This is a genomic window from Actinocatenispora thailandica (assembly GCF_016865425.1).
In the GTDB taxonomy this organism is placed as follows: Bacteria; Actinomycetota; Actinomycetes; order Mycobacteriales; family Micromonosporaceae; genus Actinocatenispora; species Actinocatenispora thailandica.
In genome coordinates this window covers 2,570,575-2,594,667 of record NZ_AP023355.1, presented here as the reverse complement: position 1 = coordinate 2,594,667, position 24,093 = coordinate 2,570,575, and the positions used below count along the sequence as shown (strand labels likewise).

Below are 24,093 nucleotides of genomic sequence, written 5' to 3'. Positions count from 1 at the left end.
ATCACCCGGCCTCAGTGCACCTCGACGGTGGGGCCGAGGCCGCGCAGCTCCTCGGGCAGCTCGGCGCCGGACTCCTCGGCGATCCGCAACGCCTGCTCGATCAGCGTCTCGACGATCTGCGACTCGGGCACCGTCTTGATCACCTCGCCCTTGACGAAGATCTGGCCCTTGCCGTTACCGGACGCGACCCCGAGGTCGGCCTCGCGGGCCTCACCCGGACCGTTCACCACGCAGCCCATCACGGCCACCCGCAGCGGCACCGGCAGCCCGTCCAGGCCCGCGTGCACCTCCTCGGCCAGCTTGTACACGTCGACCTGGGCACGACCGCAGGACGGGCAGGAGACGATCTCCAGGCCACGCTCGCGCAGCCCCAGCGACTCCAGGATGCCGATGCCGACCTTGACCTCCTCCACCGGCGGCGCCGACAGCGACACCCGGATCGTGTCGCCGATCCCCTCCGCCAGCAGCGCACCGAAGGCGGTGGCCGACTTGATGGTGCCCTGGAACGCCGGCCCGGCCTCGGTGACACCCAGGTGCAGCGGGTAGTCGCACTGCTGGGCGAGCTGCCGGTACGCCCGGATCATCACCACCGGGTCGTGGTGCTTGACCGATATCTTGATGTCGCGGAAACCGTGCTCCTCGAACAGCGAGCACTCCCACAGCGCCGACTCGACCAGCGCCTCGGCGGTGGCCTTGCCGTACTTCTCCAGCAGCCGCTTGTCCAGCGAGCCGGCGTTGACGCCGATCCGGATCGGGGTACCGGCGTCGGCGGCCGCCTTCGCGATCTCCTTCACCTTGTCGTCGAACTGCTTGATGTTGCCCGGGTTCACCCGCACCGCGGCGCAGCCGGCGTCGATCGCGGCGAACACGTACTTCGGTTGGAAGTGGATGTCGGCGATGACCGGGATCTGCGACTTCCTCGCGATCGCCGGCAACGCCTCGGCGTCGTCCGCGGACGGCACCGCGACCCGCACGATCTGGCAGCCGGACGCGGTCAGCTCGGCGATCTGCTGCAGGGTGGCGTTGACGTCGGCGGTCACCGTGGTGGTCATCGACTGGACGCTGACCGGCGCGCCGCCACCGACAGGGACCCCACCGACGTCGATCCGTCGTGACTGGCGACGTTCCGCGAGCGCCGGCGGCGGAACCTCCGGCATGCCAAGACTGACCGTGGTCATACTGCGCCTCAATTCAGGGTGACCGGATTGATGATGTCCGCGGCCACGGTGAGCACCGACAGCCCACCGAAGATGATCACGACCGCGTAGGTGATCGGCATGAGTTTCAGGTAGTCGACCCGGCCCGGGTCCTGCCGGCCGCGGCGGGCCGCCCACCAGGAGCGGACCTTCTCGAACCAGGCGATCGCCACGTGGCCGCCGTCCAGCGGCAGCAGCGGCACCAGGTTGAACACCCCGACGAACAGGTTGAGCTGGGCCAGCAGCATCAGGAAGAACCACCAGGCGTGCAGCTCGACGGTCTCACCGCCGAGCCGGCTCGCGCCGACCACGCTGATCGGGGTGTCCGCACTGCGCTGGTGCCCGGCCAGCGCCGAGACCAGGTTCGGGATCTTGCTGGGGATCCGGGTGACCGCCTGACCCATCTGCTTCGCGGTCTGCCCGTACAACTCGGCCGCGTGCGGCACGCCGTCCACCGGACCGTACGTGGTGGTCGGCGAGACGCCGGCCTGCTGCGGCGAGACCAGCACGATGCCCATCACGGTCACGTCCGACATCGTCGGGTTGTCGACCGTACCGCCGGTCGGGCGCGGCGCCGAGACGAGCGTGACGGTGGTGCTGTGGGTCTTACCGGCCCGCAGGTAGGTCACCTTGGCCGGGCCGGCCTTCGTCTTCTTGATCCGGTCGGCCAGGTCGGAGTACGTCGGAGTCGCCACGCCGTCGAGCGCGGTGATGGTGTCACCGGCCCTCAGCCCGGCCTTCCTGGCCGGGCCAGGGATGTCCTTGGCGCTGCAACGGTCCGGGTGTTTCGCGTCGTAGGTGCGCTGCACGCAGGTACTGACCTGGCCGAGCTTGGCCGGCACGTTGCCGGTGGCGTAGTCGGCGTACTTCGGGTTCGGCACGCCGACGAACGCGGCGGCGATCCAGAAGATCACGAACGCCAGCACGAAGTGCGTCACCGAGCCCGCGATCAGCACCAGGGTGCGCTGCCAGACCGGCTTGCGCCAGAACACCCGGTGCCGGTCGGCGGGCGGGACCTCTTCCTCCTCCTCCAGCGGCGTCATCCCGTCGATCTTGACGAACGCGCCGGCCGGGATCGCCTTGACGCCGTACTCGACCTCGCCGTGGCGGAACGAGAACAGCGTCGGCCCGAAGCCGATGAAGTACCGGCTGACCTTCATCCCGAAGGCCCGCGCGGTGAACATGTGTCCGGCCTCGTGGATCGAGAGCGACACAACGATGCCCAGGGCGAACAGGATCACCCCGATCGCGTACGCCATCAACGTCCCTTCCGAAAGGCGGAGCACAGCTGCCGCGCCCGCTCGCGCGCCCAGCGTTCGGCGGTCAGCACGTCCTCGACGTTACCTGGTACCCCGAAGGCCGGCGCCTGATCAACAACCGTCGCAATCGTGTCGACGATCGCAGGAAACGGTAGATGGCCGGCAAGGAACGCGGCCACGCACTCCTCGTTCGCGGCGTTGAACACCGCGGGCCGGCAGTGCCCGGCGGCACCCACCTCGCGGGCCAGCGCCACGGCCGGGAACGCCGCCTCGTCCAGCGGCAGGAACTCCCACCGCTGCGCGGCGGTCCAGTCCATCGCCGGCGCGGCGTCCGGCACCCGGTCCGGCCAACCCAGCGCCAGCGCGATCGGCAGCCGCATGTCCGGCGGGCTGACCTGCGCCAACGTCGACCCGTCGGTGAACTGCACCATCGAGTGCACGATCGACTGCGGGTGCACCACCACGTCGATCCGCTCGTACGGAATGTCGAACAGCTCGTGCGCCTCGATCACCTCGAGGCCCTTGTTCACCAGGTTGGCGCAGTTGACCGTGACCACCGGTCCCATGTCCCAGGTCGGGTGCGCGAGCGCCTGCTCGGGTGTGACATCCGCCAACTCCTCCCGGCTGCGGCCCCGGAACGGCCCGCCGCTGGCGGTCACCACCAGCCGGGCCACCTCCGCCGACCGGCCGCCGCGCAGGCACTGGGCGAGTGCGCTGTGCTCCGAGTCGACCGGGATCAGCTGCCCCGGCCGCGCCACCGCGCGCACCAGCTCGCCGCCGGCCACCAGCGACTCCTTGTTCGCCAGCGCGACGGTGCGGCCGGCGCGCAGCGCGGCGAGCGTCGGACCGAGCCCGACCGAGCCGGTGATGCCGTTGAGGACCAGGTCGCAGGGGTGTTCGGCGAGCTCCGCGGCGGCCTGCGGACCGGCCAGGATCTTCGGGATCCGGTAATCACCGGTCGCCCAGCCGCGCCGCTGGGCCTCGGCGTAGAAGGCGAGCTGCAGGTCCTGGGTGGCGCTGGCCCGCGCCACCGCCACCACCTCGACCGACAGCTCCAGCGCCTGCCGGGCGAGCAGCTCGACGTTGCCGCCGCCAGCAGCGATGCCCAGCACGCGGAACCTGTCCGGATTTCGCGTGATCACGTCTATCGCCTGGGTGCCGATCGACCCGGTCGATCCGAGCAACACCAGCTCGCGCGTCGTCATACCGGCCATTGTTCCGTACCCGGCTGAACGCTCACCGGGAGCCGGCCGGCAGCGGTGGCGGGCCGGGGAAGGCGCTGCTGGCGGACGGTGTGCAACGGCTGACCGGCCCGAGAAGCAGGCCGGCCGGGTGACCGGCTCGGGTCGGTGCGGGACGAGCCGGATGCCTCCGTTCGGGTGGGCGGGGGCGCACCGCGAACGGAGAGCGACCGCGGCGCGGCGCACCGGCATGACCCGTACCACGTGACGAGGACGGGAACGGTCATTCGGATGTACGTTTGTCCACAGAATTTGTGGACGTCTGTACACAGAAATCGGGCCAGCCATGCCGTACGTTCTGCTTGCCGTCGCGATCGGCGCCGAGATCACCGCGACCAGCCTGCTCAAGCTCTCCGCCGGCTTCACCCGGCTGTGGCCGAGCGTCGGCGTCGCCGTCGGCTACCTGCTGTCCTTCCTGCTGCTGTCCCTGACGCTCAGAAGCGTGCCGGTCAGCGTCGCGTACGCGATCTGGTCCGGCGCCGGCACCGCGGTGGTCGCCGCGATCGGCATGGTGGTGTTCGGCGAACCGGTCAGCCTGGTCAAGATCGGCGGCATCGCGCTGATCATCGCCGGCGTGGTGGCGCTCAACCTCGGCGGCAGCCACGCGGGTTGAGCACTGCCAGACTGGGGCCATGAGCGAACCCGGAACCGCCGCGGGCCGGCGGGGGCGCAACGACCCCGGCCGGCGGGACCGGCTGGTCGACGCCACCGTCGCGGTGATCGCGGCACGCGGCGTGGCGGGCCTGACCCACCGGGCGGTCGCCGACGCCGCCGGCGTGCCGCTCGGCTCCACGACGTACCACCTGGGCAGCCGCGACGAGCTGCTCGGCGCCGCGCTGCGGGCCGCCGCGGACGACTACAACCGGCGGCTACGGGACCGCTTCGCCGCGCTGCCGCCCGATGCCGACCTGGCCGCGGTGCTGGCGGAGGTGATGCTCGACTGGCTCGGCCCGCAACGCGACCGTACCGTCGTGGAGTACGAGCTGTACCTCGCCGCGGTGCGCCGGCCGGCGCTGCGGGCCGCTGCCACCGGCTGGGTCGAGCAGATCACCGCGATGCTCGCCGAACACGTGGATCCGGTCACCGCCCGCGCGGTGACCGCCACCGTCGACGGCCTGCTGATCGAGTGGCTGGTCGCCGAACGCCTGCCGGACCGCGACGACCTGCTCCCCGTCCTGCGCCGCGTCCTGCGCCGGTGACCGGCACCGGTGTCGCGCCCGGTCAGGACGCCGGCGGGAGCAGCACAGCGGGATTCATGATGCCGGTCGGGTCCATCGTCGCCTTGACCGCACGCAGCAGCGCCAACCCCGCGGTACCGACCTCGGCGCCGAGGAAGTCACGGTGGTCGGCGCCGACGGCGTGGTGGTGCGTCAGCGTCCCGCCGCCGGCCAGGATGGTCTCGGTCACCGCGCGCTTGGCCGCGGTCCACTGACCGACCGGGTCGGCCGGATCGCGGGCCGCGAGGACCGTGACGTACAGCGAGGCGCCGCTGCGGTACAGGTGCGAGACGTGGCTGAGCACCATCACCCGGCCCAGCGAGTCGCGCAGGCTGCGCCGGATCCGCGCGTGCAGCGACGGCAGCGCACCGAAGTCGGCCGCCGTCTCCAGCGTCTCCACCAGCAGCCCGTGGTCGAGCAGCGTGTCGCGCAGGTTCGGCGCGGCGAACCTGCCGTGCAGCCAGGACCGGCCGGCGGCGGCACCGAGCGGTAGGCCGCCGTGCGCGCGCAGCACCCGGGTGGCCGCTCGGTGCCGGAAGGCGACCTGGTCCGGCTCCCCTCCCAGCCGAAGATCGCCAGGCAGCCCGGATGGCGGCCGCGGGCGGCGAGGTAGCCCCGGGCGAGCCGGGTCGACAGCGAGCCGGACAGCAGGAACGTCGAGCGGGTCTCGTCGGCGTCGGACAACCGGCACACGTCCGGTGCGAGCCCGGGCCCCAGCCGCTGCGCCAGCTCGCGCAGTGCGTCCAGGCCGGCCCGCAGGTCCGGCAACGACCATCCCTCGTACCGGCGGTGCGGCGGGATCCGGCGCACCGCCAGGGTCGCCTCGGTGAGCACCCCGAGGGTGCCCTCCGAACCGACCGCCAGGCCGAGCAGGTCCGGGCCGGCGGCGCTCGCCGGGCCCCGCCCCAGCACCAGCTCCCCGGTCGGCGTCACGCAGCGCACCGCGTGCACCAGCTCGTCGATCCGCCCGTACCCGGTGGAGGCCTGGCCGGCCGACCGGGTCGCCACCCAGCCACCGACGGTCGAGTACCGGTAGCTCTGCGGGAAGTGACCGAGGGTGTAGCCGCGGTGGGCGAGCGCGCGCTCCACGTCCGGCCCGCGCATGCCGGCGCCGAACGTCGCGGTCTGCGCGGTCTCGTCCAGCGCGACCAGGCGGTCGAGGCGGGACAGGTCCAGCGCGACCAGGGCCGCGTGACCGCCGCGGTGCGCCCCGGAAACGCCCCCCACCACGCTGGTACCCCCGCCGTACGGGACCACCGCGGTGTCGGTGTCGACGCAGGTGGCGAGCACGGCCTGGAGCTGGTCGGCGGCCGGCGTCAGGACCGCGTCCGGCGCCGCGGAGGCGTCCCCGGCGCGCAGCCGGACCAGGTCGAGGTAGCTGCGTCCGCCGGCGTGCGCCAGCCGTGCCGCCCGGTCGGTGCGCACGTGCTCGGCGCCGAGCAGCTCGACGAGCCGGCGGCGGGTGTCGGCCGGCAGCGCGGACGCGGGCAGCCGCACCTCGCTCACCGGTACCGAGGGGGTGTCCTCGGTGGCACCGAGCAGCCGTGCCAGGACCCGCCGGGCCGGTGCCGACAGCGCGGGCGCCGCGCCCGGCTCCCACCCGTTCCAGGCCGGCCCGCCGGGCCGGGCCGGGGTCGTGTCTCCGGTGCCGGGGCCGGTACCGGACCACTCGGGCCCAGCCGGACGGTCCGTCGCGTCCGGACGGTCGCGTCCGGACGGTCGGGCGGTCGCGCGGTCGGGGGTACCGGCATCGGCACCGTCCGGTTCGGTCCCCGATCGCACCGGACCGGCCCGTAACGGATCGTTTCGACCGGCCCTGTCCGGCCTCGAGGCGGCGGGCGCCCGGCCGCCGTGGACCGGGGCGCCGGTCGGCTGCGCGGGGTCGGGGGTCGGGTTCGGTGACTGGGCTCGACTCACGCGGTACAGTGTGACACATGACGTCGCTTCGTAACATCACTTCCGGCAGCGACACCGCGATCCTGGACGCGGCGCGCGAGTCGGTCCTGCAGGTCGGCGTCCGCCGGACCACCGCGACCGAGGTGGCGCGCCGGGCCGGGGTCAGCCGGATGACGCTGTACCGGCGGTTCGGCGATGTCGAGCAGCTGCTCGTCGCGCTGCTGACCCGGGAGATCGGGATGCTGCTGGCCGACCTCGCCGGCCAGACCGACGGTCTCGGCAGCGGGCGGCAGCGGCTGGTCGAGCTGTCGCTGCGCGGGGTGGACCGGCTCGCCGCCGATCCGCTCCTCGCCCGGCTGATCGAACTGGACCCGGAGTTGCTGCTGCCCTATCTGGTCGACCGCGCCGGTACCAGCCAGCAAGAGGCCCGGCTCGCCCTCGCGGCGGTGCTCGCCGAGGGGCAGGCGGACGGCTCCGTCCGGCACACCGACTCCGACGCCGTCGGCTGGGTGCTGCTGGTGGTGTTGCAGGCGTTCGTGTTCGGCGCCCGGATGCTCGCCGCGCAGACCGACCCGGCCACGGTGCGCACCGAGCTCGGCATCCTGCTCGACCGGTACCTGGCGCCATGACCGGCAGGCCGCAGGCGCTGGCTGCCGGCTCTCGTCGACTGACGGAGGTGGGGCGATGAGTACCGAGACGTTCCGGGCCGGCGCGGTCGCGCGCGAGGCGCCCCGCAGCTGGCTGTCCGCCGCCCGGCGGGACCGCGACCTGGCCCGGCTCGCCGCCGGCGGCACCCTGGACGTGCTGGTGGTCGGCGGCGGGGTGGTCGGAGCCGGGGTGGCGCTGGACGCGGCGTCCCGCGGGCTGTCGGTCGCCCTGCTGGAGCGCGACGACCTGGCCGCCGGGACGTCCTCGGCGTCGAGCAAGCTGGTGCACGGCGGGCTGCGCTACCTCGCCGCCGGCGACGTGCCGCTCGCCTGGGAGTCCGCGGCCGAACGGCACATCCTGATGCAGACGGTGGCGCCGCACCTGGTGCGGTCGCTGCCGTTCGTCACGCCGTACGGGCCGGGGTTCGTCAGCCCGCGCGGCGCGCTGGCGACCGTCGGCACGCACCTGGCCGACCTGCTGCGCCGCGCCGCCCGGACCCCGGGGCACCGGCTGCCGGCGCCGCGCCGGGTCGACGCCGCGACGGCCGCCTCGCTCGCCCCGGCACTGCGCCGCGACGGCCTCGCCGGCGCCGTGCAGCACTGGGACGGCCAGCTGTACGACGACGCCCGGCTGGTGGTCGCGCTGGCCCGCACCGCCGCGCTGCACGGTGCGGCGATCCTCACCCGGTGCGCGGTCGAGAGCATCGACGCTGGCCTGGTCACCGGCGTCGACCGGCGCGGCGGTGGGCGGTTCGAGCTGCGCGCCCGGGTGGTCATCAACGCGGCCGGGGTGTGGGCCGGCAGGCTGGACCCGACGATCCGGCTGCGCCCCAGCAAGGGAACCCACCTGGTCGTCCGGGCGGGCACCCTCGGCCTGCCCCGCGCCGGGCTCAACGTCGCCGTGCCCGGCGAGCACAACCGCTACCTGATCGCGCTGCCCGAACCGAACGGCACCGTCTACGTCGGACTCACCGACGACCCGGTCGACGGCCCGGTGCCGGATCGCTGCGAACCGGCCGAGCGAGACGTCGACTACCTGCTTGGTGTGCTGTCCACCGCGCTGGACCGGCCGCTGTCTCGCGCCGACGTGGTCGGCAGCTACGCCGGGATGCGGCCGCTGGTCGACGACGGTGCCCATCCGCAGGCCGGGACCGCCGACCTGTCCCGCCGGCACGTGGTGGCCGACAACGGCGACCGGCTGGTCACCGTGGTGGGCGGCAAGCTCACCACCTACCGGCGGATGGCCGCCGACGCCGTCGACCTCGCGGTGCGGGCCTACCAGCTGCCCGGCGACCCGTACGGCAGCACCGACCGGCTGCCGCTGGTGGGCGCCGCACCGACCGACCGGCTCGGTACGGTCCGGGCACCCCGCCGGCTGATCGCCCGGTACGGCACCGAGGCGCCGCAGGTTGCCGCGCTCGCCGACGCGGATCCGCGCCTGCTGGAACCGATCGCCGACGGGGTGCCGGTGCTCGGCGTCGAGTTGGCCTTCGGGGTACTCGCCGAGGGCGCGGTCGACGCCGACGACCTGCTGCGTCGCCGTACCCGCTGCGCGCTGGTCGCCGACTGGTACGCGGCGGCCGGCCCCGCCGCCCGGGCCGCCTTCGGCTGAGCGCCGCTCCGCGGACCGGTTGCCGCCAGGGCTGGCCGCCGCCGGCGGCCATGAGGCAGGCTGGCGGCCATGACGACCTACCACCTGCGGGCGACCGGGATGGTCGGCGCGCTGCTGCCGGCCCTGCTCGGAGCCGGCGTCGCGGCGGTCGGCGCCGATGCCGTGGTCCGGGCCGGCGGGCCGGTCGCCTGGGCCGTCCTCGTCGTCGGGCTGCTCGGCGCTCTCGCCTGGTTGCGGCTGCCCTGGGCGCTGCGGCTCGACCCGGCCGCCGGCACCGTGGTGTTCCTCGGGCCGTTGCGTCGCACCGCCGTACCGGCCGAGCAGATCGCGGCGATCTCGGGCAGCTGGACCGGCGGCATGAACCGCTGGTTCCTCGCCTCGGTCTGGGTGCAGCGGGCCGATCGGCGGCTCGGTTTCCCGCTACTGTCCGGCTTTCGCGATCCGGAGCAGGTCCGCGACGACCTGCTCCAGCTCAACCCGTCGATCCGGATGCAGTCGTGACGGCACGCGGTCCCGGTCAGGACCTTCAAAGCCCGGCGGCTCCTGATCCGTCACGGCTCTCGGTCGCGCCCCGGCAGTGCCGCCGCGCCGGGTCCTGGCCCCGCTCCAACCACCGGTCCCGCCGCGACTCCTGGCCCCGCCCCGACTCCTGGTTCCGCTCCAACCACAGGTCCCGCCGCGACTCCTGGTCCCGCCGCGGTTCGTGGTCCCGCGCCAATCACCGATCCCGCGGCGGCTCGTGACCCTGGCGCGACTCCTGGCCCTGGCACGGCTCCTGGCGCCGCTACGGCGCGGCGGCCCCGGTGGTCCCGGTGGCTCGGTCCCGGAGCCGGAAGGCGAGCTGGATGCGCCACTGGTTGAGGTCCGGCTGCTCCGCCGGATCGGTCTGGTAGTGCTCCAGCCGGCAGCCCCAGCGCTCGCCGTCACCGTCCGCCGTCATGTCCCAGCTCAACCCCTGGCCGGCCGCCCAACCGAGCAGCCACGCCGTCACCGGCACCAGATCGTCGGGACGCCCGACGTGGTCGAGAGTCGCGTACCGGCCGCCGGGCAGTTCGCCGCCGCGCACCTCGCCGTCGCCCGGTACCGGCGTGGCGACCGGCACCCCGGCCTCCACCCGCAGCCGCGCGTCCATGTCGATCACCAGGTACCGCAGGAACGGCGCGCCGGCGGGCGGCACCCCGCGGGCGGCCAGCCAGCCGAAGAGCGCCGGGATCCGGTCGGCGACCGCGCCGACGGTACGCATCGTGACCGCGCCGGAGATCCCGACGTACGGCTGGGGTTCGCGGTGGACCACCTGGGGCAGGGTGTGCATGCTCATACCGGCGCAGACGAGCCGTCCCGCCCCGACTCATCGGTACCGGTCAGGTCACGCAGAACTCGTTGCCCTCCGGGTCGGCCAGTACGATCGCCCGACCGGTCGGCTCGTCGACCTCCCGGAGCCGCCGCGCACCGGCCGCGACCAGCATGTCCACGTGTGCGGTGACCCGGCGCCAGGCGTCCGTACCGCGGTCGCCGCCGGTCAGCTGGATGTCGAGGTGGACGCGGTTCTTCGCGGTCTTGCCCTCCGGCACCCGCTGGATGAAGATCCGCGGTCCGGCGCCGTCCGGATCGATCACGGCCGCCATGTCCCCGGCCCGCTCGGGCGCCACGCCGATGTGCTCGGCGAACCGCTCCCAGCTGTCGAAACCGGGCGGCGGCGGCTGCGTCACGTAGCCCAGGGCGAGCGCCCAGAACTCGGCCAGCCGCGCCGGCTCGGCCGCGTCGAAAGTCACCTGTACCTGATGTGCCATGCCCGCCACGCTAACCGGCGCTGCGGTCAACTCCTGACCGCAAGCGGTGCGGTCAGCTCTCCGGCGTCGCCGGCGCGTCCCGGCGGCTGGACCGGATCTCGTGGCCCACGCTGGTGATGCACCGCCCCGACGCGAGATCGAACTTCCAGCCGTGCATCTGGCAGGTCAGCACGCCGTCCTCGATCTTGCCGAACCGGGTCAGGTCGGCCTTCAGGTGCGGGCAGCGGCGCTGCACCACCCAGTCACCCAGCACGATGTCCTCGGCGTCCGGCTTCTGCTCGGCGTACCAGCCCTCGGCGTAGTTGATCCGCTCCTCGGACAGGCACTTGAAGAAGGCGTAGACGAACTCGTTGTACTGCCCGATCCGCGCCGCGGAGAACCGGCAGGACAGGAACAGGCTGTTCACCCAGTCGACCTCGCCGATGTACAGCAGGTGCTCGATCAGGCGGCGCTCGGTGCGGAACCGGTACCGCACCTTCTCCCCCGCGTACGGCCGGACCTGGCGGTCCAGGAAGTCCACCACGATCGACTCGACCTGCTCGGCGTCCGCGTCGCCGTCGCCGTCCGCCCCGCCGGTGACCAGGTCGAACCGGACCGGACCGCCGATGCCCTTCGCCATCTGCTCGGCCTCGACCAGGATCGGCTCGATCCGCTCCTTCATCGCGGCCAGCACGTCGATCTCCGGGTGCGACCAGGACGCCTTCTCCGCCTCGATCACGATGCGCTGGCGCTGCTGGTAGTCGCGCAGGTGCTTCTCCTTGTCGGCGAAGAACTCGCGCACGTCCGGCACCGGCTGGGTCACGTCGCACCCGTCCGCCGTCAGTTCGACGACCGTGCCGGGCAGCGGGATCACGGTGTTGTCGTACCCCAGCTCGTGCAGGTGGTCGACGAACACCTGCTGGTCGGGGAAGATGTTCCCCTCGTCGCCGCCGGTGTTGCCCCGCCCACCCCCGGCGGGCAGGTCGTTGAGCTGCCACAGCTCGTCGTCCAGGAAGCACGGCGGGCCCGCGATCGGGAAGACCCAGCTGGCGTTCAGGTCGTCGATGTAGCGCACCGTACGGTCGAACTGGCGGGCCCGCTTCTGCTTGCCGAACGCGGTCTTCGCCGCCTGCGGCAGCTCGTAGACCATCGGGTACCAGATGGCGCCGGAGAACTGCAGCATGTGCGCGTGCACGTGGCCGAGATCCCGGAACACCGACAGGTCGGTCGGCCGCGCGTCGTTCTGGTTCAGCAGCCGGACCCCGTCGTACTCCACCCACAGCGACGAGTCGCCGATCGGGCCGTCGGTCGGCGAGGTCAGCGCCTGGATCATGACCCTCAGGCCGCCGTCGAGCTCCAGCACCTCGTTGCTGGTCGTCTCGATGAAGTGGCGAAAGCCCAGCTCCGCCAGCTCGTCGCGTAGCTCGCTCGTCGGGTACGCGGGGAGCAGCACGGTGGTCTTCTTCGAGATGTGTTCCTTCAGGTTCTTCGCATCGAAGTGGTCCCGGTGCAGGTGCGAGACGTAGAGGTAGTCGGCCTGCCCCAGCCGGTCCCAGTCGAGACCGGAATTGTCCGGGAACGGAAACCACGAGGCGAAGTAGGCCGGGTTGACCCACGGATCGGTCAGGATGCTGCCCGCACCCGTCTCGATGAACATGCTGGCGTGACCGGTACCCGTCACTCGCACCGCTGCGGTCCTCCCCTTGCGTGCCTGCGTCCGCCCGCGACCGCTGCCGCGCGCCCCTCCCCATCGGCGCCGCCACGGGGTGCGGCACGACGAGTGCGGCACCCAGCGTAATGCGCGCCGCCGCGTGCCGGGCGCGTGCCCACACCTCACCCGCCGCGGGGTCTGCCGGAAACCACACCGGCGGACGTGTCAAACTGACAGGCGTTCATGCGCGTACAGGAGGCTGCCCCGTGTCCGGATCGTCCGAACAGATCACGTCGCCCGACCAGCGCAAGCCGCTCAACCGCAAGGCCGCCCGGGCCGGCGCGATCATCTGCGCGATCGTGTGCCTGCTGATGACGATCGGCAACCAGAAGGGCCACGTCGGCGACGTGTTCCTGGTCGTCACCGCGGTGCTGCTGGTCGGCGCCGTCGTGCTCGACTGGCTGCTGCGCAAGAACGGCCTGCGCCGCTGACGGCGACCGCGCCGAACCACACGAACGCCCGGGTGCCTGTCGCACCCGGGCGTTCGTCGTCTCACGCCGACCACCGAGACAGCCGGCCCACGGAGCGGGTCGCCCACCCGGGTGGCCCGGCGGCGCTTCCCCTCGCCGGGCCCTACGGCGTGTCTTCATGGCCAGCCACCCGGCTGCGCCGGGTCCGTTCGCCCGGGCGGAGCCATGAAGACACGCCCCAGGCGGTCAGTACACCTAGCTGCCTCAGCGGGCGATGCCGCGCCGGGAGAACATGTCCCGCACGTCGCGCAGCGCCCCGTCGACCTCCGCCTCGAACAGGCCGCCCTGCACCAGGCTGAACTGACCGGGGTCCAGCTCGCTGTCCGACACCTGCACGGTGGCCCGGCCGGACATGGTCGCCGCGATCGCGTCGAACAGCCGGTTCACCTGCTGCGGGTCGTAGCCGCTGCCGAACCGGCGCACCTGGAACGTGCGCCGCGCCTGCTCCAGCCGGTGCAGGTCGTCCGGGGTGAACGGCGAGTCCGCCGCCGGGATCTCGGTCGTCATGTCGACCTTGCCATGCCGGCCCGGCTCGAAACCGGTCTCGAACCGGCCCGCGGGCGGCTGCTGCTCGTACCCGCGACGGATCTCACCGGACGGCGGCTCGAACCGCGGCGGCTCCGGCTCGTACCCGCGCGGCTGGTCGAACGCCGGCGGTGGGTACCCGCCCTGGTCGTACCCGGCGGCAGCCGGCGGCGCCGGCTCGTATCCGCGGTGCGCGTCGTACCGCTGGTCGGGCGCGAAGGACGGTGGCTCCGGCTCGAACCGCTCCGGTTCCGGCTCGTACCGGGACTCGCGCCGACGGCCCTCCGCAGCCATCGGATAGTCGCCGGCCGGCTCGTAATCCGACCGCACCGGCGGCAGTTTCTGGGTGAAGTCCTCCGGCTGCTGCGGTGCCGGTGGACGAGGCATCGCTCGGCCGGCCGGGCCTGGCACCTCCGCCCGCCCCGAACCCGGTGCGGTCGGATCGGCCGGCGGCACCGAGGCCGCGGCGCGCGCGGGCCGCACCATCGTCGGCTCGTCCTCGCGGACCGGCCGTGGCCGGTCGTCGCGGTACCCGTCCCGCCCGTACGGGTCGTGCTGTTGCGGCGCGGGGTCGTGGTCACGCGGGGGTGGGGGCGCGTCGAAGTCGCGACGCGGCGAAGCGTCGTAGCCGCCACCGTCATAGCCGCCGCCGTCGTAGCCGCCGCTCTCGTAGCCACCGGGCTCCTGCCTCGGGACCGGTTCGCGGTAGGCGCCGAGGCTGTCGTCACCCGGCGGCAACGCGAACGCCGAGCCCGGACCGGCCAGCTGGGCCGGCTCGGCGGCCGGCATCCCGCCGCCCTCCTCCAGCGCGGTCAGCTGCCGCTCCACCCGGTCCAGGTGCATGTCGACCTGCCACTCGTCGTAGCCGCCGAACCGGACCCGGAACACGAAGTCGTGGACATCGCGCGAGGTCACCGGCGACCCGAGCGGGCTGCCGGACAGGGTGGCCTCAACGCGCTCGAGGAACTCGTCGACCTCGTCGACCTTGTATCCACGTCGCAACGCGCGCCGACGAAACCGTTGACCCTGTTGACTCACTCGCCCACCTCCGCAGCCGCAAGCTGTCCACACGCACCGTCGATCTCCCGCCCCCGGGTGTCACGCACCGTGGTCGGCACGCCGGCCGCGCGCAGCCGCCGGACGAACTCCCGCTCGACCGGCTTGGGACTGGCGTCCCACCGGCTTCCCGGGGTCGGGTTGAGCGGGATGAGGTTGACGTGCGCCAACCGATCCGACAGCAGCCGACCCAGCAGGTCGGCCCGCCACGGCTGGTCGTTCACATCTCGAATCATTGCGTACTCGATCGACACCCGTCGTCCCGTTCGGGACGCATAGTCCCATGCCGCGTCCAGCACCTCGGCGACCTTCCACCGGGTGTTCACCGGGACCAGCTCGTCACGCAGCTCATCGTCCGGGGCATGCAGCGACACCGCGAGCGTGACGTTCATCTCCTCTTCTATCAACCGGCGGATCGCCGGCACCAACCCGACGGTCGACACCGTGACATGCCGCTGCGACAGGCCGAGCCCGGTGGGGGATGGCTCGGTGATCCGGCGCACCGCGGCGACCAGCCGGGCGTAGTTCGCCAGTGGCTCTCCCATGCCCATGAACACGACCCGGGACAACCGATGCGGCGCTCCGGTCAGCCCGCCGGCAGCGGCCAGCCGAGCCGCAGCCACGACCTGCTCGACGATCTCGCCGGTGGACAGGTTGCGGGTCAGCCCGCCCTGGCCGGTGGCGCAGAACGGGCAGCCCATGCCGCAGCCGGCCTGCGAGGAGACGCAGACCGTCACCCGATCCGGGTAACCCATTGCGACGCTTTCCACCAGCGCACCGTCGTGCAACCGCCACAGCGTCTTGCGGGTGGCGCCGTCGTCCGCGGACTGCCGACGGACCGGCCGGGCCAGCACCGGCAGCAGCGCCTCGGCCAGCCGGGCGCGGGCCGCGGCCGGGATGTCGGTCAGCGCCGCGGCAGCGTCCTCGGCCGCCGGGTCCAGCAACCGGCCGAAGTAGTGCTGAGACAGCTGGTTGGCGCGGAAAGCGGGCTCGCCAAGGGCGACCACGGCCTCCCGGCGGGCCGCCATGTCCAGGTCGGCCAGATGCCTGGGAGTGGGGGGACGGCGTCGGTTCGTGGGCTCGGTGATCAGTGGCAGGACTGTCATGTCCTGGCCAGTGTCCCACGTCCACGCACGATTGCCCGCCCCGGCAGGTTGCACCCGACCCGCCCGTCACCCGGCCGGCGCGAGCACGCTCAGCAGCGCGAACGAGACGGGCACCGCGAACAGGATCGAATCGAGTCGATCCATCACCCCACCGTGCCCGGGCAGCAGGTTGCCCATGTCCTTGATGCCCAGGTCACGCTTGATCATCGACTCGGTCAGGTCACCGAGCACGGAGACCAAACTCACCGCGACACCGAACACCACACCGGCCCACAGGGGCTGGTGGAACACGAGGTACACCAGGATCGCGCCGGCGACGGCACACGTCAGGACGGAGCCGGCGAAGCCCTCCCAGGACTTGCCGGGACTGATCCGCGGCGCCATCTTGTGCCGCCCCACGAGCACCCCGACCGTGTACCCACCGGTGTCGCTGCAGACCACCATCGCCAGCGCCGCCACCACGCGCGCGGCGCCGTCCTCCGGCCTGGCCAGCAGTACGGCGAAGCCGGCGAGGAACGGCACGTACGCGGCGATCAACGCGCCGGCCGCCACGTCCCGGCGATAGCCGGGCGGACCATCGGCGAGCCGCCAGATGAACACCGCGACCAGGGTGAAAACCAGGCCGATGGTGAGCGCCTCCAAGCCGCCGAACCAGGCCAGGCCCTGCATCGCGACCGCACCGGCCAGCAGCGGTACCAGTGGCGGGCGGGTGCGCTTGGCCGGCTCGGCGGCCCGGCCGAAGGCGCGCACCGTCTCCCAGGTGCCGAGCAGCACGCCGGCGGCGACCACGATCAGGAACGCGGCACGCTGCACGTACAGCGAGGCGAGCACGATCGCGCCGAGCCCGACGCCCACCCCGATGGCGGCCGGCAGGTTCCGGCCGGCCCGGGGCTTGTGCGCGGCCGCCGGATCCGGCGCCGTCGACCCATCGGTCGCCGGGTCGTCATCCGGGCCGGTCGACGGCGCGGCCGAGCCGGGCAGCCCCGGCTCGGCGCCGGGCTGGGCGGGCAACTGGCCGGTGGCCGCCCAGCTGTCGTCCGCTCCGGGTGCGCCGGCGCGCTCCGCCCGCGAACCTGCCTCGTACCGGGCCGACGGGTCGACGGCCGGCTGCGCCGCCGTGACGTCCCAGGTCGGCTCCGCCGCGCCCGCACCCCAATCCGGCTCCGGCCGAGCATCATCCGGCGCCGGGGTGTCCCACCCGGGCCGTTCCGGCGCGGCGTAGGCGTCGGCCGGGGTCGCCGGTGGTACCGACGTCGACCCGTCCGGGTCGTCGGCGTCCGGAGCGCGGTGCCGGCCGTGCGAGGGCCGGGGCTGCTCGTACGAGGAGAACGGTCCGCTGCCTGCCATCAGACCTCGAGAAGCTCGTCTTCCTTGCGCTTCAGGATCTCGTCCACGCTCCCGGTGTACTTGTGCGTGACGTCGTCGAGGTCCTTCTCCGCGCGGCGGACCTCGTCCTCCCCCGCCTCGCCATCGCGCATGATGCGATCGAGTTCGTCCTTCGCCTTGCGCCGGATGTTGCGCACCGCAACCTTGGCCTCCTCGCCCTTGCCGCGGGCGACCTTGACCATCTCCCGGCGCCGCTCCTCGGTCAGCGGGGGCAGGTTGATGCGCAGCTGGGTGCCCTCGTTGGCGGGGTTGACACCCAGGTCCGAGTCGCGCACCGCGCGCTCCATCGCACCGATCTGGGACGCGTCGTACGGCTTGATGATCGCCATTCGCGCCTCCGGGATGGCGATGGAGGCCAGCTGCGGCAGCGGGGTCGGCGCGCCGTAGTAGTCCACCACGATCTTGGCGAACATCGCCGGGGTCGCCCGGCCGGTGCGCACCGTCGCGAAATCCTCCTTGGCGTGCTCGATCGCCCGTTCCATCTTCTCCTCGGCTTCGAGGAGTGTGTCGTCGATCACCTTGTCGCCTCCTTAGGCGCGGTCTTGCAGAAGATTGTCGCCGACCGGCCAAGATCAAGCGCGGGCGGCCGACGGGGCGGTTCCGGCCGGCGCCGCCGGCCGGACGGTTGCCCCGGCGCGGCCGGCCGGCCGGGTTGGCCGGCAAAGCCGACCGAACGGTTCACTTCACCCGGGCGGGCGTGAGCAACGTACCGATCTTCTCGCCGAGAATCGCGTGCACCACGGTGTCCGCCCCCTCCGCGCCGAACACGAGCATGGTCAACCCGTTCTGGTCGCACATCGCGAACGCCGCCGCGTCGGCGATGGTCAGGCCGCGCTGCAGCGCCTCGGCCAGGCTCATCGTGTCGACCTTGGTGGCGGTCGGATCGATCCGCGGGTCGGCGGTGTAGACCCCGTCCACGCCGTTCTTGCTCATCAGCACGACGTCGGCCTTGATCTCCAGGGCCCGCTGCACGGCGACCGTGTCGGTGGTGAAGTAGGGCATACCGGCGCCCGCGCCGAAGATCACCACGCGGCCCTTCTCCAGGTGCCGGATGGCCCGCCGCGGGATGTAGGGCTCGGCGACCTGACCCATCGTGATCGCGGTCTGCACCCGGGTCTCGACGCCTCGCTGCTCCAGGAAGTCCTGCAGCGCCAGGCAGTTCATCACCGTACCGAGCATGCCCATGTAGTCGGCGCGGGCCCGGTCGATCCCGCGCTGGTTGAGTTCGGCACCGCGGAAGAAGTTGCCGCCGCCGACGACCACCGCGACCTGCACACCCTGCTGCTGGACCGCGGCGATCTGGCGGGCCAGATCGGCGACCACGTCCGGGTCGACACCGACCTTGCCGCCGCCGAACACCTCACCGGACAGCTTCAGCACCACCCGCCGGTACCTCCCGGACGGGGTCGGCGGGACCACCGTGGCTTCGTCCGCGTCGCGCTCTGCCGCCGTGCTGCCTGCCGCCATGCTCTCGCCTTCCCTGCCACCCTCGATTGTCCGCGCTATGCACGGTACCGACCGCCCGGTTTCCGCCGCCCGCAGGCAGGCCGCCGAACACCGCGCCGGCCGGGTCGCTTCGGACACGACGCGGCGCCCCCGCGACGGTATCCGCCGGATGGGGGCGCCGGTCGATGCACGCGCCGGACGGCCGGGCGAGGCCCCCGGGCACGGGGACCTCGCAGCAGCGCCCTGGGTCAGTCCTGGCCGACCTCGAACCGGGCGAATGCGGTCACCTGCACGCCGGCGGCCTCCAGGACCTGACGCACCGACTTCTTGTTCTCGGTCACCGACGCCTGCTCCAGCAGCACGTAGTCCTTGAAGTACGCGTTGACCCGGCCCTCGATGATCTTCGGCAGTGCCTGCTCCGGCTTGCCCTCCTCGCGGGCGGTCTGCTCGGCGACCCGGCGCTCGTTCTCGACGACGTCGCCCGGCACCTCGTCGCGGGTCAGGTACTGCGGGCGCATCGCGGCGATCTGCATCGCCGTGCCGCGCACCGCGGCGGTGTCCTCGCCGGAGTACGTCACCATCACGCCGACGGCCGGCGGCAGGTCGGGGCTCTTGCGGTGCAGGTACACCGAGATCGGGTCGTCGAGCACGGCGAACCGCTTCACGACGAGCTTCTCGCCGATCTTCGCGGCCTCCTCCTCGACCGCCTTGGCCACGCCGCGGCCATCCGGCAGCGTCGAGGCGAGCAGCGCGTCGAGGTCGGCCGGGCGGCTCGCGTCGACGTGCTCGACCAGCGACTGGGCGAACTCGATGAACGGGCCGGACTTGGCGACGAAGTCGGTCTCGCAGTTGAGCTCGAGCATCGCGTTGCCGGACTGGGCGACCAGGCCCTCGGCCGCGGTACGGCCGGCGCGCTTGCCGACGTCCTTGGCGCCCTTGATGCGCAGCAGCTCGGTGGCCTTCTCGAAGTCGCCCTCCGCCTCGGTGAGGGCCTTCTTGGAGTCCATCATGCCGGCGCCGGTGAGGTCGCGGAGCTTCTTGACGTCCGCGGCGGTGAAGTCAGCCATTGTTCTCTCTCTGGTTCAGCGGAAGTCTGGGTACGTTGACGGGCCCGACGCGGGTCGCCGGTGCGGCAGCGCACCGGCCGGCCACAACGTTCGGGCACCGACACCGCGTTCGGTGCCGGTGCCCGGGTGTCGATCATGCGCCACGTCGGGCGGCGGATCAGGAGTCGGCGCCGGCCTTGGCGTCGTCACCGGACTCGGCCGGCTTCTCGGCGGCGGGCGCCTCGGCCGCGGGCTGCTCGGCAGCGGCCTCCGCGGTCTGCCCGGCGGCCGGGTTCTCCAGCAGCTCCCGCTCCCACTCGGCGAGCGGCTCGGCGGAGGCGCCGGTGGTGGCCGGCTTCTCGGTGTCACCCAGCGCGGCACCGGCCCGGGCGATCTGCCCGTCGGCGGCCGCGGTGGCGATCACCTGGGTCAGCAGCGTGGCGGACCGGATCGCGTCGTCGTTGCCCGGGATCGGGTAGTCGACCTCGTCCGGGTCACAGTTGGTGTCGAGGATCGCGATGACCGGGATGCCCAGCTTGCGAGCCTCGTCGACGGCGATGTGCTCCTTCTTGGTGTCCACCACCCAGATCGCCGACGGCACCTTCTGCATGTCGCGCAGACCGCCGAGGGTGCGCTCCAGCTTGGTCTTCTCCCGTTCGAGCGAGAGCCGCTCCTTCTTGGTCAGACCCTGGTCGGCACCGATCTGCTCGATCGACTCCAGCTCCTTCATCCGCTGCAGCCGCTTGTGCACCGTGTTGAAGTTGGTGAGCATGCCGCCCAGCCAGCGGTGGTTGACGTACGGCATGCCGACGCGGGTCGCCTGCTCGGCGATCGCCTCCTGCGCCTGCTTCTTCGTCCCGACGAACAGCACGTTGCCCCCGCTGGCGACGGTGTTCTTGACGAACTCGTACGCCTTCTCGATGTAGTCGAGGGTCTGCCGCAGGTCGATGATGTAGATGCCGTTGCGGTCGGTGAAGATGTACCGCTTCATCTTCGGGTTCCAGCGACGGGTCTGGTGCCCGAAGTGGACTCCGCTCTCCAGGAGCTGTCGCATCGTGACGACGGCCACTGAGCTCTCCTCACATCGTGTGCGGGGCACGCCCGCACTCCCTGGTTGTCGCGGCGATCGGTGATCACCGCCCTGGTGCCCGATGTCCGCTCGGTGCCCGCTGTCGCGGGACCAGGGAGTCGGCGCCCACCGTGACGCTGTGGTGACGGTGACGGGCACGCGAGGTCGACCATGTCCAGCGCCCGGGTAGCTCACCCGGACACGGCGATACGGTCGCCGAGGGTCAAGTGTACGCAGCCGGCGCGGCGACCGGCGAGCGGCCGGGCGGTCGGCGGATCAGCCGGCTGCCATCGCACCGGCGAGCACCAGCAGGACGCCGGCGAACAGCAGGGCGACCGGGCGGCGGGACAGGGCCGCGAGCCCTTCGCCCGACCGTACCGCGATGCGTCCGGAGAACAGCTGGTAGAACCCGGCGGCGAGCAACGGCAGGCCCGGCAGCAGCAAGAGGCCGGACACCACCCCGCCGACCACCACGCCGTTGCTCATCAGCGAGCGCACCAGCACGACCGCGATCGGAATGTCGAACAGGATCGCGAGCGAACCGAACAACCAGGCCAGCTGCGCGTGCGCGCGGTGCACGGTGCCGGCATCGGTACCGCCACCACCCGGATAGACCGGCACCTGCTCGGTGAGCTGGGTCGGCTCGTGCAGCAGGTCGGACAGCGCCGCGTTGCCCTGCGGTGACGCCGGCTGCTGAACCGACTGGTGGGCCGGCTGTCCGGCCGCACCGGGCTGCCCGGCGGGCGCCGGCTGGGGGGTCGGTCCGGGCTGGCCGAACTGCGGCTGCGCGCCGGCTGGGCCGGCGGCGCCGGCCTGATGCGGGGTGGCCGGCTGCTGTCCGACACCCTGGGGCTGCGCGGGAGCCTGGGGCTGCGCGGGAGCCTGGCGTTGGCCGGGGGTCTGGTGTTGCGCGGGGGTCTGGTGTTGCGCCGGGGTCTGGTGCTGGGCGGCATTGTGCGGTGCCGCCGACTGCCCCGGAGCAGCCGATGACACCGGCTGATAGGCCGTGGTCGGCGACTCGACCGGTCGGGCCGGCACCCCGTCCTCGTCGGTCAGGCGCAGCTCGTCCCGGTCGCCGGGATGACGGCCAGGGGGCTCCGCGGCGTCCGGCTGCTGGGCCTCGGGGTAGCGCGGGATCCGCTCCGCATAACGCCGATCGCCGTCCCGGCCGGCGGGGTACCCCGGTCCGGCGGTCGGATAGTCGACGTCGTGGTAGGCCTGGCCCGGGTAGGCCGAGGCACCCGCCTCGGCGGGGCCGCTGTCTCGGTGTGTAGCCACGACCGGGCACGCTAAGCCACCGACCCCCTGGGCCGAAAGACCGGTGCACCACCGTGAGCGACCCCACAGAGCGGTTCGCCCAGAGATGTCATGATATCGACGCGCGTCTATTGATGGACGGCGCGGCAACGGCCAGAGCGGCCAGTTGCGCGAGTACCGCCAGCACCAGGGCGGGCCGGGCCGACGAGGCGGCGACCACGCCGGCGGACGCGGCGCCCACCGCGTAGCCGGCCTGCTTGACGCTCGCCCCGGCCGCGAAGATCTGAGTGCGCAACTCCGGCGCCGCGGCCCGATGCCGGATCTCCAGCAGCGCGGACAGTTGCGGCCCGTCACCCAGTCCGACCACCGCCGCGCCGACCACGGCGACCGGCCACGACCAGGCCAGGGCGAGGACCGAAAACCCCGCGCCCATCACCGCCGTCGCGGCCGCCACCTGGGCCGGCGCACCCAGCGGTACCGGGCGGCGAGACAGCACCGCGGTCGACAGCAACGCCCCGCCCGCGGTCACGGCCAGCAGCAGGGCACCGGCACCGGGCCGTCCGGTCAGCGCGGCACCGAGCACCGGCAGCGCGACCGTGGCCGCGCCGACACCCAGGTACGACAGCGCCGACACCACCGTCGCCGCCCGCAGGGCCGGGTCGGCGAACACCGCCCGGGCACCGCGCCGCAGCACCGCCACCAGCGACTCGTTCGCCTCCGACCGGTGCCGTACCGGCCGACCGGTCGGTCTCGACCGCGCCCGCCGGCCGGCTCGCAACGCGCGCATCTCGCGCCGCGGTCCCCCCGACGACGGCGCGAGCTGCGACGGCGGCGCGGGATGCGAGGGCGGCACGGGATGCGACGAAGACACGGGATGCGAGGGCGGCGCGAGCTGCGAGGGCGGCACGGGATGCGACGGCGCGGGATGCGACGGCGGCGCGGGATGCGAGGGCGGCGCGGCGAGCGACGAGGGCGCGGCTTCGTGTCGTGGCGGAGCGACCGGTACGGGGCACGCCGGGATGACGGGTGGCGGGATGGCGGGCCGCGGAAGGCGCAGCGCGAACGGTGTCGCGACGAGCAGCAGCGCCACGGCGGACAGCACGGCCGCGGTCGGGTACAACGCGGCGGCGAGCACCCCGGCCAGCGCCGGTCCGACGAGCGCCGCCACCGCGAACGATGCGGAATCGGCAGCGTAGCCGCGCCGCACCGTGGTCGCCGACAGCACCGTCGGGAGCCGGGAACTCCACCCCGCGCTGAGCGCCGGACCGAAGGCGCCGGCGGCGACCGCGATGAGCACCGGCGGCCACCACCGCGCGCCGTCCAGTGCCACGGTCAGCAGGACCAGACCCGCCCCGTAACCGAGCAGACAGTAGGCAAGGACGCGGGGCGGCCGGCGGGCCCGGTCCAGTACCGCGCCGAGGACCGGTCCACCGGCGGCGGTGGCGGCGGTCAGGGCACCGATCACCAGACCGGCGGACCAGGTGGAGCCCGTGGCGGCGAGGCCGAGCAGCACCAGGGCGGGGCCGGACGCCTCGTCCCCGGTGCGGGCCGCCGTGGCGCCGGCGAGGTACCGGATCAGCCCGTAACGCCTTCTCACCGACTAGACGTTACACTGATGCGCATGGATGGAGTCCGGTGGACGGCAGGGTCGGCGCCGGCCGACGCGGCGCAACGGGCGGCCGACCTGCTGGTCGAGCTGCGTTCCGCGGAACCCGACCCGGCCGGCCGAATCGCCGCCGTGCTCGGCGAGCACGGCGAGACCGGCGTCCGGCTCACCCCGGCCGACCTCGACGAACTGCGCGCCGCGGCCGAGCCGGTGGCCGCCGTGTTCGCCGCGCCCGACACCACCACCGCGGCCGCCGCGCTCAACGCCCTGTTCGCCCGGCACGCCGGGCCGCCCCGGCTCACCTCGCACGGCGGTACCGCCTGGCACCTGCACGTCGACGCGGACGACGACGGCGGCTGGGGCGAGTGGTTCGTCACCTCGTCCGGGCTGGCGCTCGCCGTGCTGCTGGCCGAACGGCAGGCACCACCCGGCGGGGTGTGCGCCGCACCCGGCTGCGGCGCACCGTTCGTCGCGCACGGCGCGGGCTCCCCCCGGCGCTACTGCTCGGCCCGGTGCGCCACCCGGGTACGCGTCGCGCGGCACCGGGCCGGCGGCTGAGCCGGCCGATCCGCGCCGAC

24 protein-coding genes are annotated in these 24,093 nt (G+C 73.2%); 7 read left to right on the top strand and 17 right to left on the bottom strand.

Annotation, left to right across the window (positions count from 1 at the left end):
- Positions 1 to 11: 11 nt before the first annotated feature.
- Genes ispG through dxr form a run of 3 tightly spaced genes read right to left on the bottom strand, consistent with a single transcriptional unit; the run spans position 12 to position 3,660 of the window.
- Positions 12 to 1,178, bottom strand: a complete 1,167-nt coding sequence (ispG, locus tag Athai_RS11545) for a flavodoxin-dependent (E)-4-hydroxy-3-methylbut-2-enyl-diphosphate synthase (RefSeq protein ID WP_203961502.1) — start codon at positions 1,176 to 1,178, stop codon at positions 12 to 14.
- Between the two features lie 8 nt (positions 1,179 to 1,186).
- Positions 1,187 to 2,455 carry a M50 family metallopeptidase gene (locus tag Athai_RS11540; RefSeq protein WP_203961501.1) on the bottom strand — a complete coding sequence of 423 codons (1,269 nt, stop codon included), beginning with the start codon at positions 2,453 to 2,455 and terminating at the stop codon, positions 1,187 to 1,189.
- Positions 2,455 to 3,660, bottom strand: a complete 1,206-nt coding sequence (dxr, locus tag Athai_RS11535; RefSeq protein ID WP_203961500.1) for a 1-deoxy-D-xylulose-5-phosphate reductoisomerase — start codon at positions 3,658 to 3,660, stop codon at positions 2,455 to 2,457. The genes Athai_RS11540 and dxr overlap by 1 nt, the downstream gene beginning before the upstream one ends.
- A gap of 322 nt (positions 3,661 to 3,982) precedes the next feature.
- Between dxr and Athai_RS11530 the strand changes: the two genes are divergently transcribed.
- The gene (locus tag Athai_RS11530) at positions 3,983 to 4,309 is read left to right on the top strand and encodes a DMT family transporter (protein WP_203961499.1); all 327 of its coding nucleotides are present in this window, start codon (positions 3,983 to 3,985) and stop codon (positions 4,307 to 4,309) included.
- A 19-nt stretch (positions 4,310 to 4,328) separates the two neighbouring features.
- Positions 4,329 to 4,895, top strand: coding sequence for a TetR/AcrR family transcriptional regulator (locus tag Athai_RS11525; RefSeq protein WP_203961498.1), 567 nt, complete (start codon positions 4,329 to 4,331; stop codon positions 4,893 to 4,895).
- Positions 4,896 to 4,917: 22 nt separating this feature from the next.
- Here Athai_RS11525 and Athai_RS35065 read toward each other — a convergent pair whose 3' ends face one another.
- Positions 4,918 to 5,334 (bottom strand): FAD-binding oxidoreductase, encoded by a 417-nt coding sequence (locus Athai_RS35065; protein ID WP_338028179.1) that lies wholly within the window; start codon positions 5,332 to 5,334, stop codon positions 4,918 to 4,920.
- Positions 5,220 to 6,695, bottom strand: coding sequence for an FAD-binding oxidoreductase (locus Athai_RS35060; protein ID WP_338028130.1), 1,476 nt, complete (start codon positions 6,693 to 6,695; stop codon positions 5,220 to 5,222). Before Athai_RS35060 ends, Athai_RS35065 begins: the two co-directional genes overlap by 115 nt.
- Before the next feature lie 152 nt (positions 6,696 to 6,847).
- Here Athai_RS35060 and Athai_RS11515 point away from each other — a divergent pair, with 152 nt between their 5' ends.
- The 3 genes from Athai_RS11515 to Athai_RS11505 all read left to right on the top strand — a co-directional run bounded on the left by Athai_RS11515 (position 6,848) and on the right by Athai_RS11505 (position 9,569).
- Positions 6,848 to 7,438, top strand: coding sequence for a TetR/AcrR family transcriptional regulator (locus tag Athai_RS11515; RefSeq protein WP_203961497.1), 591 nt, complete (start codon positions 6,848 to 6,850; stop codon positions 7,436 to 7,438).
- Positions 7,439 to 7,493: 55 nt separating this feature from the next.
- Positions 7,494 to 9,068 carry a glycerol-3-phosphate dehydrogenase/oxidase gene (locus tag Athai_RS11510; protein WP_203961496.1) on the top strand — a complete coding sequence of 525 codons (1,575 nt, stop codon included), beginning with the start codon at positions 7,494 to 7,496 and terminating at the stop codon, positions 9,066 to 9,068.
- Between the two features lie 69 nt (positions 9,069 to 9,137).
- Complete coding sequence (locus Athai_RS11505) at positions 9,138 to 9,569, top strand: hypothetical protein (protein ID WP_203961495.1); 432 nt, start codon at positions 9,138 to 9,140, stop codon at positions 9,567 to 9,569.
- Between the two features lie 283 nt (positions 9,570 to 9,852).
- Here the strand turns inward: Athai_RS11505 and Athai_RS11500 are convergent, their stop codons facing one another.
- Genes Athai_RS11500 through Athai_RS11490 form a run of 3 tightly spaced genes read right to left on the bottom strand, consistent with a single transcriptional unit; the run spans position 9,853 to position 12,524 of the window.
- Positions 9,853 to 10,386, bottom strand: coding sequence for a GyrI-like domain-containing protein (locus Athai_RS11500; RefSeq protein ID WP_239156878.1), 534 nt, complete (start codon positions 10,384 to 10,386; stop codon positions 9,853 to 9,855).
- A 43-nt stretch (positions 10,387 to 10,429) separates the two neighbouring features.
- Positions 10,430 to 10,858 carry a VOC family protein gene (locus tag Athai_RS11495; protein ID WP_203961494.1) on the bottom strand — a complete coding sequence of 143 codons (429 nt, stop codon included), beginning with the start codon at positions 10,856 to 10,858 and terminating at the stop codon, positions 10,430 to 10,432.
- Positions 10,859 to 10,910: 52 nt separating this feature from the next.
- A complete protein-coding gene (locus tag Athai_RS11490; protein ID WP_203961493.1) occupies positions 10,911 to 12,524 on the bottom strand; it encodes a Rieske 2Fe-2S domain-containing protein in 1,614 nt (537 codons plus the stop codon).
- A gap of 230 nt (positions 12,525 to 12,754) precedes the next feature.
- Between Athai_RS11490 and Athai_RS11485 the strand changes: the two genes are divergently transcribed.
- On the top strand, positions 12,755 to 12,979 hold the full coding sequence (locus tag Athai_RS11485; RefSeq protein WP_239156877.1) for a DUF2631 domain-containing protein: 225 nt from the start codon (positions 12,755 to 12,757) through the stop codon (positions 12,977 to 12,979).
- 243 nt (positions 12,980 to 13,222) lie between these two features.
- On the opposite strand, the gene Athai_RS11480 is transcribed toward Athai_RS11485, so the two are convergent.
- The 9 genes from Athai_RS11480 to Athai_RS11440 form a co-directional block, all read right to left on the bottom strand.
- Positions 13,223 to 14,581 carry a DivIVA domain-containing protein gene (locus Athai_RS11480; protein WP_203961491.1) on the bottom strand — a complete coding sequence of 453 codons (1,359 nt, stop codon included), beginning with the start codon at positions 14,579 to 14,581 and terminating at the stop codon, positions 13,223 to 13,225.
- A complete protein-coding gene (gene rlmN, locus Athai_RS11475; protein ID WP_203961490.1) occupies positions 14,578 to 15,705 on the bottom strand; it encodes a dual-specificity RNA methyltransferase RlmN in 1,128 nt (375 codons plus the stop codon). Before rlmN ends, Athai_RS11480 begins: the two co-directional genes overlap by 4 nt.
- A 66-nt stretch (positions 15,706 to 15,771) precedes the next feature.
- Positions 15,772 to 17,052 carry a phosphatidate cytidylyltransferase gene (locus tag Athai_RS11470; RefSeq protein ID WP_203961489.1) on the bottom strand — a complete coding sequence of 427 codons (1,281 nt, stop codon included), beginning with the start codon at positions 17,050 to 17,052 and terminating at the stop codon, positions 15,772 to 15,774.
- On the bottom strand, positions 17,052 to 17,609 hold the full coding sequence (frr, locus tag Athai_RS11465) for a ribosome recycling factor (protein WP_203961488.1): 558 nt from the start codon (positions 17,607 to 17,609) through the stop codon (positions 17,052 to 17,054). Before frr ends, Athai_RS11470 begins: the two co-directional genes overlap by 1 nt.
- A 160-nt stretch (positions 17,610 to 17,769) precedes the next feature.
- Entirely contained in the window at positions 17,770 to 18,474 is a 705-nt protein-coding gene (gene pyrH / locus Athai_RS11460; RefSeq protein WP_420829827.1) for a UMP kinase, read from the bottom strand.
- A gap of 311 nt (positions 18,475 to 18,785) precedes the next feature.
- Positions 18,786 to 19,604, bottom strand: a complete 819-nt coding sequence (gene tsf / locus Athai_RS11455; protein WP_203961486.1) for a translation elongation factor Ts — start codon at positions 19,602 to 19,604, stop codon at positions 18,786 to 18,788.
- A 157-nt stretch (positions 19,605 to 19,761) separates the two neighbouring features.
- Positions 19,762 to 20,652 carry a 30S ribosomal protein S2 gene (gene rpsB, locus Athai_RS11450; RefSeq protein ID WP_203961485.1) on the bottom strand — a complete coding sequence of 297 codons (891 nt, stop codon included), beginning with the start codon at positions 20,650 to 20,652 and terminating at the stop codon, positions 19,762 to 19,764.
- A 276-nt stretch (positions 20,653 to 20,928) separates the two neighbouring features.
- A complete protein-coding gene (locus Athai_RS11445) occupies positions 20,929 to 21,930 on the bottom strand; it encodes a hypothetical protein (protein ID WP_203961484.1) in 1,002 nt (333 codons plus the stop codon).
- An 88-nt stretch (positions 21,931 to 22,018) separates the two neighbouring features.
- The gene (locus tag Athai_RS11440) at positions 22,019 to 23,506 is read right to left on the bottom strand and encodes an MFS transporter (protein ID WP_203961483.1); all 1,488 of its coding nucleotides are present in this window, start codon (positions 23,504 to 23,506) and stop codon (positions 22,019 to 22,021) included.
- Between the two features lie 24 nt (positions 23,507 to 23,530).
- On the opposite strand from Athai_RS11440, the gene Athai_RS11435 reads away from it, so the two are divergent.
- Positions 23,531 to 24,073: a CGNR zinc finger domain-containing protein gene (locus Athai_RS11435; RefSeq protein WP_203961482.1), complete on the top strand. Its 543-nt coding sequence runs from the start codon at positions 23,531 to 23,533 to the stop codon at positions 24,071 to 24,073.
- Positions 24,074 to 24,093: the final 20 nt, after the last annotated feature.

Coding starts and splice junctions, on each gene's coding strand:
- Athai_RS11540 (WP_203961501.1), bottom strand. CDS start 2,455: ATGGCGTACGCGATCGGGGTGATCCTGTTCGCCCTGGGCATCGTTGTG.
- Athai_RS11470 (WP_203961489.1), bottom strand. CDS start 17,052: ATGGCAGGCAGCGGACCGTTCTCCTCGTACGAGCAGCCCCGGCCCTCG.
- rlmN (WP_203961490.1), bottom strand. CDS start 15,705: ATGACAGTCCTGCCACTGATCACCGAGCCCACGAACCGACGCCGTCCC.
- Athai_RS11435 (WP_203961482.1), top strand. CDS start 23,531: ATGGATGGAGTCCGGTGGACGGCAGGGTCGGCGCCGGCCGACGCGGCG.
- tsf (WP_203961486.1), bottom strand. CDS start 19,604: ATGGCTGACTTCACCGCCGCGGACGTCAAGAAGCTCCGCGACCTCACC.
- Athai_RS11495 (WP_203961494.1), bottom strand. CDS start 10,858: ATGGCACATCAGGTACAGGTGACTTTCGACGCGGCCGAGCCGGCGCGG.
- Athai_RS11530 (WP_203961499.1), top strand. CDS start 3,983: ATGCCGTACGTTCTGCTTGCCGTCGCGATCGGCGCCGAGATCACCGCG.
- ispG (WP_203961502.1), bottom strand. CDS start 1,178: ATGACCACGGTCAGTCTTGGCATGCCGGAGGTTCCGCCGCCGGCGCTC.
- Athai_RS11510 (WP_203961496.1), top strand. CDS start 7,494: ATGAGTACCGAGACGTTCCGGGCCGGCGCGGTCGCGCGCGAGGCGCCC.
- Athai_RS11515 (WP_203961497.1), top strand. CDS start 6,848: ATGACGTCGCTTCGTAACATCACTTCCGGCAGCGACACCGCGATCCTG.
- Athai_RS11505 (WP_203961495.1), top strand. CDS start 9,138: ATGACGACCTACCACCTGCGGGCGACCGGGATGGTCGGCGCGCTGCTG.
- Athai_RS11500 (WP_239156878.1), bottom strand. CDS start 10,386: ATGAGCATGCACACCCTGCCCCAGGTGGTCCACCGCGAACCCCAGCCG.
- dxr (WP_203961500.1), bottom strand. CDS start 3,660: ATGACGACGCGCGAGCTGGTGTTGCTCGGATCGACCGGGTCGATCGGC.
- Athai_RS11525 (WP_203961498.1), top strand. CDS start 4,329: ATGAGCGAACCCGGAACCGCCGCGGGCCGGCGGGGGCGCAACGACCCC.